At 45.6% G+C, this 13,936-nt stretch carries 15 protein-coding genes; 8 read left to right on the forward strand and 7 right to left on the reverse strand.

Annotation, left to right across the window (positions count from 1 at the left end; translation table 11 throughout):
- Window positions 1-4: 4 nt before the first annotated feature.
- The 3 genes from ygiD to ICE90_RS10055 are packed head-to-tail and all read right to left on the reverse strand — an operon-like array spanning window position 5 to window position 1,143.
- Window positions 5-784, reverse strand: coding sequence for a 4,5-DOPA dioxygenase extradiol (gene ygiD, locus ICE90_RS10045; protein WP_216192323.1), 780 nt, complete (start codon window positions 782-784; stop codon window positions 5-7).
- 9 nt (window positions 785-793) lie between these two features.
- Window positions 794-931, reverse strand: a complete 138-nt coding sequence (locus ICE90_RS10050; protein ID WP_169709848.1) for a hypothetical protein — start codon at window positions 929-931, stop codon at window positions 794-796.
- A 44-nt stretch (window positions 932-975) separates the two neighbouring features.
- The gene (locus tag ICE90_RS10055) at window positions 976-1,143 is read right to left on the reverse strand and encodes a hypothetical protein (protein ID WP_158009059.1); all 168 of its coding nucleotides are present in this window, start codon (window positions 1,141-1,143) and stop codon (window positions 976-978) included.
- 28 nt (window positions 1,144-1,171) lie between these two features.
- On the opposite strand from ICE90_RS10055, the gene ICE90_RS10060 reads away from it, so the two are divergent.
- Window positions 1,172-1,834, forward strand: coding sequence for a site-2 protease family protein (locus ICE90_RS10060; RefSeq protein ID WP_215320613.1), 663 nt, complete (start codon window positions 1,172-1,174; stop codon window positions 1,832-1,834).
- A gap of 68 nt (window positions 1,835-1,902) precedes the next feature.
- Window positions 1,903-2,355 (forward strand): cytochrome c, encoded by a 453-nt coding sequence (locus ICE90_RS10065; RefSeq protein ID WP_216192324.1) that lies wholly within the window; start codon window positions 1,903-1,905, stop codon window positions 2,353-2,355.
- A gap of 16 nt (window positions 2,356-2,371) precedes the next feature.
- Here ICE90_RS10065 and ICE90_RS10070 read toward each other — a convergent pair whose 3' ends face one another.
- On the reverse strand, window positions 2,372-3,052 hold the full coding sequence (locus ICE90_RS10070) for a cytochrome b/b6 domain-containing protein (protein WP_216192325.1): 681 nt from the start codon (window positions 3,050-3,052) through the stop codon (window positions 2,372-2,374).
- Between the two features lie 43 nt (window positions 3,053-3,095).
- Here ICE90_RS10070 and ICE90_RS10075 point away from each other — a divergent pair, with 43 nt between their 5' ends.
- Window positions 3,096-4,301, forward strand: coding sequence for an MFS transporter (locus ICE90_RS10075; RefSeq protein WP_216192326.1), 1,206 nt, complete (start codon window positions 3,096-3,098; stop codon window positions 4,299-4,301).
- 22 nt (window positions 4,302-4,323) lie between these two features.
- Here the strand turns inward: ICE90_RS10075 and ICE90_RS10080 are convergent, their stop codons facing one another.
- Window positions 4,324-5,265: a 3-hydroxyacyl-CoA dehydrogenase family protein gene (locus ICE90_RS10080; RefSeq protein WP_215320621.1), complete on the reverse strand. Its 942-nt coding sequence runs from the start codon at window positions 5,263-5,265 to the stop codon at window positions 4,324-4,326.
- Window positions 5,266-5,350: 85 nt separating this feature from the next.
- Between ICE90_RS10080 and ICE90_RS10085 the strand changes: the two genes are divergently transcribed.
- The 4 genes from ICE90_RS10085 (at window position 5,351) to ICE90_RS10100 (ending at window position 10,315) form a co-directional block, all read left to right on the forward strand.
- Window positions 5,351-6,280: a 2-hydroxyacid dehydrogenase gene (locus ICE90_RS10085; protein WP_216192327.1), complete on the forward strand. Its 930-nt coding sequence runs from the start codon at window positions 5,351-5,353 to the stop codon at window positions 6,278-6,280.
- A 12-nt stretch (window positions 6,281-6,292) separates the two neighbouring features.
- Window positions 6,293-7,219: a dihydrodipicolinate synthase family protein gene (locus ICE90_RS10090; RefSeq protein ID WP_216192328.1), complete on the forward strand. Its 927-nt coding sequence runs from the start codon at window positions 6,293-6,295 to the stop codon at window positions 7,217-7,219.
- A 34-nt stretch (window positions 7,220-7,253) separates the two neighbouring features.
- A complete protein-coding gene (locus tag ICE90_RS10095; RefSeq protein ID WP_215320627.1) occupies window positions 7,254-8,204 on the forward strand; it encodes a TAXI family TRAP transporter solute-binding subunit in 951 nt (316 codons plus the stop codon).
- A gap of 98 nt (window positions 8,205-8,302) precedes the next feature.
- The gene (locus ICE90_RS10100) at window positions 8,303-10,315 is read left to right on the forward strand and encodes a TRAP transporter fused permease subunit (RefSeq protein ID WP_215320629.1); all 2,013 of its coding nucleotides are present in this window, start codon (window positions 8,303-8,305) and stop codon (window positions 10,313-10,315) included.
- An 86-nt stretch (window positions 10,316-10,401) separates the two neighbouring features.
- On the opposite strand, the gene ICE90_RS10105 is transcribed toward ICE90_RS10100, so the two are convergent.
- Complete coding sequence (locus ICE90_RS10105) at window positions 10,402-11,535, reverse strand: mandelate racemase/muconate lactonizing enzyme family protein (protein WP_215320631.1); 1,134 nt, start codon at window positions 11,533-11,535, stop codon at window positions 10,402-10,404.
- A 424-nt stretch (window positions 11,536-11,959) separates the two neighbouring features.
- Here ICE90_RS10105 and ICE90_RS10110 point away from each other — a divergent pair, with 424 nt between their 5' ends.
- Entirely contained in the window at window positions 11,960-13,411 is a 1,452-nt protein-coding gene (locus tag ICE90_RS10110) for a M23 family metallopeptidase (protein WP_370623807.1), read from the forward strand.
- A 69-nt stretch (window positions 13,412-13,480) separates the two neighbouring features.
- Here the strand turns inward: ICE90_RS10110 and ICE90_RS10115 are convergent, their stop codons facing one another.
- Window positions 13,481-13,921, reverse strand: a complete 441-nt coding sequence (locus ICE90_RS10115) for a universal stress protein (protein WP_215320635.1) — start codon at window positions 13,919-13,921, stop codon at window positions 13,481-13,483.
- Window positions 13,922-13,936: the final 15 nt, after the last annotated feature.

Consider the following 13,936-nt stretch of genomic DNA (forward strand, 5'->3'; position numbering starts at 1 on the left):
CTTGTTATTGAATTGAAAAACCCAGCATACTAATTGAACTCATCTCAATTCCATTTGTATAGATTTTGGCCTGCTCTCCCGCTTCCTGCAAGGCCAGGGTATACAAGGCTGGCCAATAATGTTCTGCGGTCGGAATAGATAGGTGTGCTGCATCACCAAAATGCTCCCAGTCAATCAATGCCTCATGATGATTGGCGCGCATTTCTGAAGCAAAAAAATCATTGAATTCTTTTGCCCATGGGTAAGGCTCCGCCCTATCTTGCCAATGAATGGTGCGCAAGTTGTGCACCACATTGCCGCTAGACAAAATAAGAATATTTTCATCGCGCAGGGGGCGTAATTCCTTAGCAAGCTCATAGTGCTCACGTGCCGACATCGCACCATCGAGACTCAACTGCACTATAGGCACATCTGCATTGGGGTACATGTATTTCAGAACCGACCAAGCACCATGGTCAATACCCCATTCATTCTCTTCAAGTACGACAGGGACGCTCAATAATTCTTGCACACGATCAGCTAATGCAGGGCTACCTGGAGCTGGATATTGAACATCAAACAGTGCTTGTGGAAAGCCACCGAAATCATGAATTGTTTTTGGCTTAGCCATTGCAGTAACCCAAACTCCTCGGGTTACCCAATGCGCTGAAATCACCAATATCGCGTCAGGACGCTTTAATGATTTTCCAAGAGCTGACCACGCCGCTGTATAGTAGTTAGGCTCTATGGCATACATCGGACTGCCATGGCCAGCAAATATTGCAGGTTGGCGATGGCTAGTCATTAATACTGATTAACCGAATACGTAACCTGTATGAGCCGCAACCAAGGCAAACAAAATAGCCAAGCTAGTAGCAGCGGCCAACATCACGACCAATGTAATGATCTTTTTGTTGATCTCTTCTTTAGATTCGTTATGCCATTCGTTCATGCTAAATCCTCTATAAACTCATTAATGAATAGGGTAATTATCCACTATCGACCGCGACCAGCCTTGCGCATCATGCCTTTTCCCCCACCAAAGCCTGCCTGAGGCCTTCCAGCTGGGCCAGAGGGTCCTTTGGGTACGGGTGGACGTGCTGGCGGCTTCGCCGCTAGCGCTTTTGCTGGGGTTTTTGAATCGGGTTTCTTTTCGTCAGTCACTTTGAGCTCCTATGGATATCATATTGCCATGATTACTGACTATTCTATCCAAGCTGTCGCAATTAATGCGATTCCCCTAATTTTTGCCATCACTATCCATGAGGCAGCCCATGGCTACGCAGCCCGCAGGTTCGGCGACAACACCGCCTACATGCTGGGACGGGTGAGCCTCAATCCCGCTAAACACATAGACCCTGTGGGTACCATATTGATTCCACTCGTCTTAATTCTGACGGGGTCTCCTTTTTTGGTGGGGTATGCCAAGCCGGTACCGGTCAATTTTGGGCGACTCAGAAACCCCAGAATTGACTCGATTTGGGTTGCCTTAGCGGGACCGGGATCGAATTTCATACAGGCAATCATTTGGGCGGTCTTTTGGGTCCTGGTTCAGGGCTTTGGAATTGATGAGCCCTTCCTGACTTCAATGGCAAAAGCAGGTGTAATGTGGAATATCGGTTTACTAGTATTTAATCTGTTTCCACTACCACCCCTGGATGGTGGAAGAATTTTGGCTGGCCTTTTGCCAGCACGCCAATCCATCGCCCTGGGCAGATTAGAGCCATGGGGATTCTTTATTGTGCTCGGTCTAGTCTTTACTGGAATTATTGGCACCCTGTGGATGGAGCCCCTCAGCAGCTTTTTCCTGGGCATCATTAATCTCCTAATGACTCCCCTCAGAATGATTTTTTAAGTGGGCAAAAACTACTATTCTGGGATATGCTAAAAATAAGCAGTCCAATTGATCAAGGGAGAGCAAACATGAAACTACAGAAATTTGTTTTAGCAGGTACTGCAACTGCTTTAGCGATTAGCGCCGGCGCTGCATTTGCTCAATTTCAAAATGCAGAAAAAGCAATTGAATATCGTCAAAGCGTCATGACAGTCATTGGAACTCATTTCGGAAGAATTGGTGCTGTTGTTAAAGGTGCCGCACCCTATAACAAAGACGATGTGAGCAAAAATGCGGAGATCGTAGCAATGATGTCTACATTGCCTTGGCAAGCTTTTGGTCCTGGCACTGAAGGCGGCAAAGCAAAACCTGAGGCGTGGTCAGACAATGCAAAGTTCAAAGCTGCTGCAGAAAAAATGCAATTGGCTGTTGTTGATCTCAATAAAGCCGCTCAGTCAGGCGACTTAGAAAGTATTAAAAAATCTTTTGGTGCAGTAGGAGCAACCTGCAAAGGCTGCCATGATGACTTCAAAAAGAAATAAGTAATTTTTTTGATCGTTATTTCGTAATCAAATAACCCACTACTACCGCGATCACACTTAAAACCAATAAAGCGAAACCGCGCTGTAGCATTCCATCCTTGGAGGCCCGACTCAAGTCAGTAGGCAAGTACTTAGCCTCTTCACTTGAGTCGATTTCTTTGTCGCCACTAATCATTGGCTTAATCAGATTTTCACCTTTAAATTTCTTGTAATACCAAATCGCTGCAATATGAATTGCAATCAGGGTATAAATCACCACTTGATTACCTTCGTGAATCTCCGATAAAAATGAAGAAATCGAACCAGACACATACTTTGCTAGTGGCCCTTGAAAGGAGACCTCATCATCAACAAATAAGCCAGTCAGCACTTGAACGCATAAAACAAAAATCAGTGCAAATACAGAAATTGCACCAATGGGGTTGTGTCCAAGAACGCGGGGCGAACTTCCACTTAAGTAATCAAAAATCGCTTTTTTAGTCGGCAAGAAAGAGGCGAAGCGCGCATGGGTAGACCCAACAAAACCCCAGACAATCCTGAAGATCAACAAGGTCAAAATGCTGTAACCGAAATAAGCATGCCATTGAATGAATTCATCACCCAGATTGATTGTCACAAAGCTACCGGCTATACAAACCACCAGCAACCAATGAAATAAGCGGATTGGTAGATCCCAGACTCGAATAATTTTCTTCATCCTTTAAGAATAATCCTCTTCTCCTCTAAAATAGAGGGAATTCATGAATCCCGGCAAAGCCTTTAGAACCCTACTGCTGTACCGCGTTGGCGCAACCCTAAGCTACCAAATTACAATGGTAGCGGTAGGTTGGCATCTTTACGAAATCACCAATAGCGTAGTTTCACTCGGGCTGATTGGTCTTGCAGAGCTTGTTCCCTACTTTGGGCTGGCTCTATATTCAGGTCATGCGGTTGATCACCACTCCCGTAAGTGGATTGCTGCAATTGCCTGCCTCATTCATATTGCGGTTGGGTTATTTTTAACCGTCATCGCATTGGGATGGCTTAGCCCACCGATTCCATTGATCTACACCGCAGTGGCATTTATTGGTATTGGGCGCGCTTTATTAAGGCCCTCCTATCAGGCGCTTTTCGGACAAATCATTCCGAGAGATCAACTGCCTCGTTATACAGCGTATGCATCTTCAGCGTTTCAGATCTGCGTAGTAGCGGGCCCAGGATTAGGCGGACTGATGATTGGCTTTGCTGGTCTTGAATGGACGTATCTGCTCGCCGCATTCTGTGGAGCAGTTGGTTTATACGGAATTACTTTCATTACTGCCGTCCAAGAAAAATCGAGCGGCTTATCTAAACACTTTCTAAAAAGCTTTTTGGAAGGGTTTCATTACGTCAGAAAACATGAACTTATTTTGAGCATCATGGCGCTCGATATGTTTGCTGTTCTCTTCGGTGGTGCGGTGTCTATTCTTCCAGCCTTTGTGAAGGAGGTACTCAATGCGGGCCCAGAAACCCTAGGAATATTGCGTGCTGCGCCCGCGGCTGGGGCAGTGATTACCGGAATCTACCTTGCTCGGCGTCCCGTGCTAAACGACTCAGGAAAATATCTTCTGATATCAGTGGCAGGATTTGGTGCAGCGATTATTGCCTTTGGCATCTCCAGCAATTTATGGCTCTGCGCATTCTTTCTATTTATCTCTGGATGCTTTGACTCAATATCAGTGGTGATTCGCGGCAGCATCATGCAGCTCACCACACCAGATCATATGCGCGGAAGAATTAGCGCCATTAATGGCATATTCATTGGCTCATCTAATGAATTGGGTGCGCTTGAGTCTGGCATTGCTGCCAGCATGATCGGTTTAGTGCCATCCATCGTATTTGGTGGGGTCGCAACAATTGCCATAGTCCTCATTACTTATCGACTCGCCCCGCACCTAAGCAAACTCCATCTGAAAGATATTTCTTAGTAAGCAACTAAACAACTAGTTGCTATTTAATTTCAGGAAGATCTTTCTGAATAATCTTTAGGCCAGCACGCAACGCTTCTTGATAGCGTTCACGTTCAGCCTTAATCGTTTCAGCAGTCCAGGTGAAGAAACCTTCGCCAGTTTTCATGCCAAACTTGCCGCTAGCAATGCGGTCACTCAAGCACTTCGCTATCGTTGGTGAATTGTTTAAGGTTGGATAGATGGTTGCACCTCCAGCACCGTGCACCTCAAGGCCAGCATGATCTCGCTGCATGGCTGGGCCTGCTGCGATGTAGCGAAAGCCAAAGCCAAAACGAACGGCTTTATCAATATCTTCTGGTGTACAAATGCCTTCATCAACCATTGAAAAAGCCTCACGCGATAAAGCATGCTGCAAACGATTAGCCAAAAATCCCGGAAGATCTTTTTTCACAGTAACAGGCACCATGCCACACGCTGTCATTAAACGTGAGAGGCTTTCACCCACCATTGGCGAAGTCTTTGCACCATATACCACTTCCACACAAGGTACTAAATGGGCAGGCATAAAGAAATGCAAACCAATCATACGAGCAGATGTTTTTAGGCCGCTGGCAATTTGACTAATTGGAAAGCTCGTACTATTGCTCGCCAATACCGCCTCAGGCTTTGCATATTTTTCCAACTTAGTAAATAGCTCTCGCTTGATATCTAAACGCTCAGGCACGCACTCAATCACTAAATCAATATCAGACCAATCAACCTCTTCAAGCGAACCCGCAACAGACAGTAAATGAATACGATGCTCATAACCAAGATCCGACATGGTGCTTGCAAAGTAATCCGGCAGGAGGGCTCGTCGCTCTGTAGTTGGCTCCACCACCTGGACTGCACAGCCACCACGTGCACAAACGGCCGCAACGTCTGCACCCATAGTGCCACCACCGACGATAATTACCTTGGTTTCAGCTGGGGTAAATAACATGAATACTCTCCTAAAAGGGGAAGGACTTTTTCTGAAAAATCCTCTTACAATGGGGCCATTATTTCAATAAAAAAGTTAGCGAGACATGATCCCCGTCAATTCGGTACTACAGGTCGGCCATTTCCCTGAAATTATGCAGGCAGAAATAGATCGGCGTTTTACCCCTTTCCACCATCCCGACCCTCAAGCCCCTGCTCCTGCCGGAAACTTTCAGGCGATTTTGATTCGTTCCAATACCAAGTTGCCCGAAGCTCTGGTTAAACAGATCCCCAGTATTCGGATGGTTGCCACTTGTGGGGTTGGCTATGACAACCTTCCTTTGGCTTATCTTAAAGAGCAAGGAATTAAAGCAAGCAACACTCCTGGCGTCCTAAACGATGCCGTATGCGAACTGGCCATTGGCATGATGCTCGCCCTACTGCGCCAACTGCCCGAGGCGCAGGAATACGTCAAAAGCACCGCTTGGTCAAAAGAACCCTTCAGACTCACCACTACTTTGGCTGGTAAACGAGTGGGTATCGCTGGCATGGGTCGCATTGGGCAAGACCTGGCTAAAAGATTAGAGTCATTTAAAGTTGAGATAGCGTATTCGGGGCCTAATAAAAAAACTTTGCCCTACACCTACTATCCAGATGTTCAAGAATTAGCCAAGGCCTGCGACATCTTATTTTTAGCTTGTCCAGCAACCCCCGATACAGCCAATATGATTAATGCCAAGGTTCTAGAGACCTTGGGTCCATCGGGATATTTAATCAATATTGCCCGCGGAAGTGTAGTTGATGAGGGAGCGCTTTTATATGCACTGCAACATAAAAAGATTGCTGGTGCAGCTTTAGATGTTTTTGAGAACGAACCTAACCCAAGTCATGAATTTTTAACGCTTGGTAATGTATTGTTAACACCGCACATTGGGAGTGCTACCTCAGAAACACGGATAGCCATGACCAACTTAGCCGTAGATAATTTAGAAGCCTTCTTTAACCAACAAACACTTCCTTCTGAAGTTAATAACTAAAACGGAGCCAGCATGACGATTTCTCTGCATCCTTCCACCTTGCCAGCGGTGTTATCCCCTGTCATCACCCCATTTAAGGGGGACGGCAGTCCAGATGCTCCTAAGTTATTAAAACAATGCCAATGGCTAGAAGCTAATGGTGTTGGGCAGGCTATCTTTGGCACAAATTCAGAAGCAAACTCGATGTCTGCTCCGCAGAAGATGAGCACCTTAACAGCATTAGTAGAGGGCGGATTAAATCCTGAGCACTTAATGCCGGGTACCGGCGCAACCTCTATTGATGCCACAGTGAATATGACACGTCACGCAGTCAACCATAAGTGCGCAGGCGTGTTAATGTTGCCGCCCTTCTATTACAAAGACGTCACTGATGATGGTCTGTTCGCTTATTTTTCCGAAGTGATTCAAAAGGTAGGAAGTGCAGCTCTACAGATTTATATCTACAACATTCCACCGGTTACCAAAGTGAACTTAAGTCTCTCTTTGCTTGAGCGGCTAGCGAAAGAATATCCAAAGACTGTTGTAGGCATGAAAGACAGCTCTGGGGATTGGTCTTATACAGAATCAGTCATTAAATTATTAGCTCCTTCAGGCTTCCGCGTCTATGCAGGTAGCGAAGTATTCCTCATGCGTGCCTTGCGCGCTGGCGGTGTTGGCTGCATCTCCGCTACCGCTAACGTCAACCCAAAAGCCATTGCCGATTTAGCAGCACACTGGAGAGAATCAAACGCTGATGCTCTTCAAACAAACCTGGATCAAGTACGTGGAATTTTTGCCAAGTACCAAATGATTGCTGGTATGAAGACTGCCGTAGCCCATTACACCAAAGATTCTGAGTGGCTTAGAGTGCGTCCACCATTGATGCAGTTAAGCCCTGAGCAACAAGCGCAACTTCTCAGCGAGCTCAAAGCAATTAACTTCAGCATGCCAGGTTTGTAATTTCAAAATATAAAAAATTAATTAGGAGACAACAATGAAGTTACTCAAAATCATTGCCTTATCACTTAGCCTTCTTTGCGCGAGTGTTAGCGCCCAAAACATTTCCATCGCAACTGGCGGTACAGGTGGCGTGTACTACCCCATGGGTGGTGGTCTTGCATCTGTTCTGTCAAGCAAAGTTCCTGGTATGTCTGCTACTGCAGAGGTGACCGGGGGCTCGGTAGATAACCTAAACCTCATTGGCACTGGTAAGCCATACGTTGGTTTCTCCATGGCTGATGCCGCTAAAGATGCTCAGATTGGCGAAGGTAAGTTTGCTGGCAAAAAAGTGGACTTACGCACTCTAGTAGTTCTTTATCCAAACCTCATGCACGTAGTAACAGTGGACTCTACTGGTATCAAGTCCATGAAAGACCTCAAAGGTAAGCGCATTAGCACTGGCGCTCCTGGTAGCGCAACGGAAGTCATGGCATTTCGCCTACTAGAAGCTGCGGGGATTGATAAAGACAAGGATGTTAAGCGTGAGCGATTGAGTGTTGCCGAATCCGTTAACGCCATTAAAGACCGCAAAATTGATGCATTCTTCTGGGTGGGTGGATTACCAACAGCAGCCGTAACCGACTTAGCCAATACGCCAGGAACCAAGATTGTGATGGTCGACACTGGCGAAGAGGTGGCGGCCATGAATAAAAAATATGGCAACCTTTACTTTGTAACTACCATTCCAAAGGCTACTTATAGCGGCATGGCTAGAGACAATAAAGTCGCAGCAGTCGCCAATATTTTGGTAGTCAATGCCAATATGCCTGACGATCAGGCCTATAAAATTGTTAAGGCGATCTTTGATAACAAATTGGAATTAGTGCGCACTCATCAAGAATTTATGAGCGTCAGCCTAGAAAACCAGAAAACAAAATCAACCCCTGTTGATTTTCATCCAGGGGCACTTAAGTACTTTAAAGAAAAGAACGTCAAACTCAATTAAGTTAATGTTTTTATCGGGGGTGAGTCAATCTCACCCCTTTCGTTTTACGGTAGTGAAAAAATAAAGTAGTACATAAAAATAATTACAGAGGTTGAGACATGAATCAAAACGTTATTGACAACGAAACCCAAGAAAAACTAGATGCCTTTATCAAGCAAGAGGAAGGGGACTCCAATGACTACAAGGGACTATTGGCGAAGTTCATCACCCTAGTAGCAGTAGGCATGTCACTCTTTCATTTATATGCCGCGTATTCAATCGTTCCAACACAAGAGTTGCGGGTCATTCACGTTGCTCTGGTTTTATTTCTCGTATTTCTAAGTTTCCCCATTGCGGCTCGCTTTAAAAACAGGCTCATGCCTTGGGATATTGTCTGCGCACTTATCTCGGTAGCCATCGCGTATTACATTCTGAGTGGTGGCGATGACTTTATGGACCGCAATACTGCGCCTAACTCTACCGATGTCATGGTGGGCATTGCATTAATTGCCCTCATCTTAGAAAGTGTTCGAAGAACCAATGGCATGATCTTGGTTACAGTAACTATCCTGTTTCTACTCTATGCATTGTTTGGCAACTACTTGCCAGCCCCTTGGACTCATAAAGGTTATGACCTTGATCGTCTAGTAGGCTACATGTATATGACTCTAGAAGGCATCTATGGCACTGCCGTTGATGTTTCTGCAACCCTCATTATTCTCTTCACCATCTTCGGCGCTTTCTTGCAATTTACTGGCGCAGGAAAGTTCTTTATTGATTTCTCATTCGCAGCAATGGGCGGAAAATCTTCTGGGGTTGGCAGAACTATCGTAATGTCCTCCTTCTTGCTCGGAGGACCCTCTGGATCGGGCGTTGCTACCACTGTTACGGTTGGCTCAGTTGCAGCCCCCATGCTGGACAAAGTGGGTTACGAGAAAAATGCTGCTGGCGGCCTTTTGGCAGCAGGCGGTCTTGGCGCCATTATCTCGCCTCCGGTACTGGGCGCAGCTGCATTCTTGATTGCAGATTTTCTCAAAATCTCCTATTTAGATGTATTGCTGATGGCAACCATTCCAACTATCCTTTTTTATCTTGGCTTATTTGTGATGGTCGAAATTGATGTACGCAAATATGGCATGAAAAATATTCATTTTGAGTCTGCTGAAACAGCCTGGCAACTCACCAAGAAATACTGGTTTCACTTCTTCTCGCTCATCTCGATTGTGGTGTTTATGTTGATGGGCTTCTCTCCCGTGATGTCCGTTTTCTGGGCGACAATAGTTTCGGCTTTATCAAGCATGTTGCGTGAAGATACCGCCATCATTCCATGGGCATGGTTTAAAGGCAAAGAACCCATTCTCTCTGGCCTGTACAACTCCAATCTGACCAAGGCGCTTGCAACTGGTTCAACTGGTGTCTTAGCTATCGCTGCCACCTGTGCTGGTGCCGGTCTCATTGTGGGTACTGTTACCTTAACCGGTCTTGGCCTGAAATTTAGCTCGATTGTGATTCAGTATGCAGGTGGCTCGCTCTTGCTGACAACTATTTTTACCGCTCTCGTGGTTTGGGTGGTTGGCCTTGCTGTTCCAGTAACAGCCTCTTACATTATTTGTGCGGTAATCGCAGCGCCTGCTTTGATTAATTTAGGCGTGCCCGCTTTTGCAGCCCACATGTTTATCTTCTATTACGCTGTACTTTCGGAAGTATCGCCACCGACTGCACTCTCGCCATTTGCTGCAGCTGCGATTTGCAAAGGTAATCCCTACAAGACCACTTTGCAAACTTGGAAGTATGTGGCTCCAGCCATTCTGGTTCCATTTATGTTTGTATTAGATAAGTCAGGCGTTAGCTTGTTATTAATGGGATCAATCAGCGCTCTAGAGCAGGCGGACTGGATGCAAATTGCTTGGGTCTCTTTCACGGCCGTTGTTGGAATCATCTGCCTAGCCGGTGGACTACAAGGTTGGTTTATTGAGAAAACCAAGATCTTTGAGCGAATCATCATGGTGATCTCTGGGGTTGCTCTTGCCTACCCTTCCACAGAGGCGGACTTAGTTGGCTTTGTTGGATTTGGCTTGGTACTGGTAACTCAAACGATTACCCATTTCAAACTCAATCCTAGATCTTCTTAAGGTACACCTGATAGGTGGACGGATCACATCCTCAAAATAATAAGGCCCGCTCAAGCGGGCCTTATTATTGCCAGTAGTTGCTTATTTTAAGAGATCTTGGTCCAGGCAGCTTTACCTGCATATTTCTTGACAGCAGCTTCATCGAACTCGAAACCCAAGCCAGAGGTTTTATGCAAAATCAAGTCCCCATTCTTAAATGTCAGCTGCTTATTGATCAATCTTCGGAAGTTCAGCACCTGATCATCTAAGAAGAATTCGACAAATCGTGCATTAGGCGTAGATGCCACCAATGGTGCATGCAAATCATGCATCCAATGCGGGCAAACTATGACACCCTTCAAATCAGCGTATGCAGAAATTCTTCTCCACTCGGTAATACCTCCGCAGACAGCCGCATCAGATTGCAGAATGGCAGCTCCACCAGCATCAATCAACTCTCTAAAACGCCAGCGTCCCGCCTCCATCTCACCGGTAGCAACGTTGATTTTGGTTTGGCGCGCCAAGGCAGCATGTAAATCAATCGCATCTGGAGAAAAAGGTTCTTCAATCCAATACGGGTTGTATGCTTCAAAGCGACGCACATACTCGAGAGCCGTAGGTAGATCGCGCCAGGCATTATTCGCATCAAGAGTGAGCAATACATTGTCACCTACAGCTTGGCGAGCCGCCTTTACACGCGCCTCCTCTTCCGATGGTGATAAACGCCCCACCTTCATCTTGACTGCCTTAAAGCCCTGCTTTACGTAAGACTCCATTTCTTTGCCTAACTTGGCAGGCGTTTTACCTTCAAGATAGTAACCACCACTAGCATAAGCTGGCACCCGATCATCAACCACTGAACCCAAGTATTGATGTAAAGGCAAACCAACTGAGCGTGCATTTAAATCCCACAAAGCCGTATCCAAAATCGAGATGCCGCGCATTACTGCACCTGCACGACCTTGGAGAATAGATTCGTTATACATCTCCATCCAGAGACCTTCACTGCGGTGACTATTTTGGCCAATGAGTTTTGGCGCTAGCAATTGCTCAACGGCAAGTTTGGCAATATCCCCGCCGGCACTACCGACATAACAAAAGCCGATACCCTCATTACCATCCATGCCACGAACTTTTACCAGGCAATAGTGACGCTCGGAAACAGTACGAGTGGAAAATGAAGTAACTTTATCCAAAGGCACTGCAACAGAGGCAACTTGGATGGATTCAATAATCGGCATCTAAACTCCTTAATAAAAATTGATTGTATCGAGAATTTAATTTGCTAGTAGGGGCACGAACAATGATTAATTAGCCCACTCCACTACAAATACACATGGCGAAAATGAGCTGAGTTGTTGATATCCGAACAGGTATCTTGTGAATTAGATTTGCTGCAAAGTTGATATATTCACTCTCCAACATTCTCAAACCGCCAAGTTGTGCAACAAATTTAGTTAAAAGTGGCAAAACTGACATTGCTAAAGGTGCTGGTTTTAGAACTTGGCCAGCCGATGAGGCAGCCCTTGTAAAGAAAAATTATGAGCAAAGACTGAAAGTAGCCCTTGAAGTTCTCAAAATAGCCCCAGATCAAGATTAAATCTGATTTGCTGCAGCACAGCATATTTATTCAGAGATGCTCTCACATTATTAGATAATTGAGGGGTGAATAAAAAAGCATCTCTTGGGTCCCTGTTTACTAAGGGGGTAATCATTTTGTCTGGCTGCGCCTTTCTTAGCTCAACTCCGGGCTTGGCTTATGCAGCTCAAGCCCAAAGTAGCCAAACCCAAAGCACAACCCAAGCGCGCAAGAAAATTATCGTTCAAACCAGCAGGCAGGTTGGCTTCAAAGATAAATCAGCGGGTACCGGCTCAAAAACCAATAGCATGAGCCTAAACCCATCGCTATTTCAGCGAAAAGCCCCAGATGAATTGATGCTTGATAGCGATGCAAACCTTGACTATCGAGTAGCCCAAGGATGTCTAAGACGTAATTTTAATGAGGATAGCCTGCCAGCTAGCGTAGGCATTGATAATCGTCAGTTCGCTGAATTCTTCAAAAATCAGACTAAAACATTTTTTGATCACATGCGTGGAGATTGCATCCCTTACGCGGTTGCCTTTGGAAGTCGTAATCGTTTCGACTCATTGAGCATCATGAATGGCCCAATCCAAGATAGTAAAACTGAAGTATGGACATTTACACCATCAGCTGTTGGTGGGTTTTTAATTCAGCAAGACTATCTTAAAGATGAGTCCAAGCGTTTAACCGAGATTCGCATTCCTTTAAGGGATGTTCTGTATGACACTCGTAAAGTAAGCGATCAATTGCCAGTTGAGCTGGTTTGGGAATTAAATTCCCTGATCAAGCAAATCTATCCTGAGGAAAATAATTCTCTCGAAAATACAAACAGCATTGTGCGCTTGATTGTTGACTTTGGCGATCGAGAAAGATGGGCGCAAATTTGGGCTGCTGAAATTATTGACCCCACCACCAAAGACGTTTATGCGAATGCTTTTTGGATGGAGCGCAATGATATTCCTGGAGGCTTCTTTACCGGAACCGGAGAATCACTAGAGCGCTCCTTCTGGACTAACCCATTAAGCTATCGCCGTATTTCTCGGGGAGTTGGCATGGTAAGAGCATCTTCGAGTAAGCGTAGTAAGAATCCTGCGTCAACAGTCCCAACCCAGGCGTCAGCAACAAAGCAACGCTATCGTGCCCACATGGGGATTGACTATGCTGCCCCAATCGGCACCCCCATTTTTAGTGTTGCCAATGGCAAAGTAGTGCACATAGGCTTTAGCGGTGCATTTGGAAACTTAATTGTTTTAGAGCATCCAGGCAATTACCATACCTACTATGCACACTTGAGTGGTTACAACGTAGAGCTTGAGTTGGGTAACGAAGTGCGGCGCGGCTTGGAAATTGGCTACGTAGGAACAACCGGGAGATCAACGGGGCCACACCTTCATTTTGAATTAAGAAAAAATGGGGTTTATGTAGATCCTTATGGCTCCAAAACACAACTTGATTTATGGTCTATGCGTGATAACGAAAGCGGGCAACTGACTAGAGAGATGCTTCTACTAGGTAGCCCTATTAAGCGCAACTAAATACATTCAAGAATGCTGCTGCAATAAAAAAGGGTCCAATTGGACCCTTTTAACTTGAGGCTAAGCAAATTAACCCAGAACTAATACTGGCAATGTGGAATGCACAATGACTTCATGAGTCTCGCTACCTAACAGGATCCCTTTGATGCCTGTACGCTTATGAGACGCCATCACAATCACATCCACTTTCGCTTTTTTTGCGCCAGCCAAAATACCTTCAGATAGGTTGCTATTTTCAATGTGAAGACTTTTCACCTTAGCGCCAGCTCCCAGTGCGGTTGTCGACCTCTTAAACACATCCTGCGCATAAGCTGCACAAGCTTCTGTGTGCTGTTTCTTCGAAATTCCATAACCCATGGTGCTATCTGAATAAACCATCGGAGGCGTAGGATCAGAAACATATACCAACGTAATTGCAGCGCCATCTGCCTTAGCAAGTGCGGCGACTTTCTTTAAAGATTTTTTGCTGACATCTGAACCGTCTACTGGCACCAATAAATGCTTAAACATGTTGACTCCCTTTAA

The organism is Polynucleobacter sp. AP-RePozz3-80-G7 (assembly GCF_018882145.1).
Classification (GTDB): Bacteria; Pseudomonadota; Gammaproteobacteria; order Burkholderiales; family Burkholderiaceae; genus Polynucleobacter.

What these genes read in the sequence shown, in the direction of transcription:
- ICE90_RS10075 (WP_216192326.1), top strand. Translation starts at nt 3,096, where the DNA reads ATGAATCCCGGCAAAGCCTTTAGAACCCTACTGCTGTACCGCGTTGGC.
- ICE90_RS10095 (WP_215320627.1), top strand. Translation starts at nt 7,254, where the DNA reads ATGAAGTTACTCAAAATCATTGCCTTATCACTTAGCCTTCTTTGCGCG.
- ygiD (WP_216192323.1), bottom strand. Translation starts at nt 784, where the DNA reads ATGACTAGCCATCGCCAACCTGCAATATTTGCTGGCCATGGCAGTCCG.
- ICE90_RS10070 (WP_216192325.1), bottom strand. Translation starts at nt 3,052, where the DNA reads ATGAAGAAAATTATTCGAGTCTGGGATCTACCAATCCGCTTATTTCAT.
- ICE90_RS10050 (WP_169709848.1), bottom strand. Translation starts at nt 931, where the DNA reads ATGAACGAATGGCATAACGAATCTAAAGAAGAGATCAACAAAAAGATC.
- ICE90_RS10065 (WP_216192324.1), top strand. Translation starts at nt 1,903, where the DNA reads ATGAAACTACAGAAATTTGTTTTAGCAGGTACTGCAACTGCTTTAGCG.
- ICE90_RS10085 (WP_216192327.1), top strand. Translation starts at nt 5,351, where the DNA reads ATGATCCCCGTCAATTCGGTACTACAGGTCGGCCATTTCCCTGAAATT.
- ICE90_RS10080 (WP_215320621.1), bottom strand. Translation starts at nt 5,265, where the DNA reads ATGTTATTTACCCCAGCTGAAACCAAGGTAATTATCGTCGGTGGTGGC.
- ICE90_RS10090 (WP_216192328.1), top strand. Translation starts at nt 6,293, where the DNA reads ATGACGATTTCTCTGCATCCTTCCACCTTGCCAGCGGTGTTATCCCCT.
- ICE90_RS10105 (WP_215320631.1), bottom strand. Translation starts at nt 11,535, where the DNA reads ATGCCGATTATTGAATCCATCCAAGTTGCCTCTGTTGCAGTGCCTTTG.
- ICE90_RS10060 (WP_215320613.1), top strand. Translation starts at nt 1,172, where the DNA reads ATGATTACTGACTATTCTATCCAAGCTGTCGCAATTAATGCGATTCCC.
- ICE90_RS10100 (WP_215320629.1), top strand. Translation starts at nt 8,303, where the DNA reads ATGAATCAAAACGTTATTGACAACGAAACCCAAGAAAAACTAGATGCC.
- ICE90_RS10115 (WP_215320635.1), bottom strand. Translation starts at nt 13,921, where the DNA reads ATGTTTAAGCATTTATTGGTGCCAGTAGACGGTTCAGATGTCAGCAAA.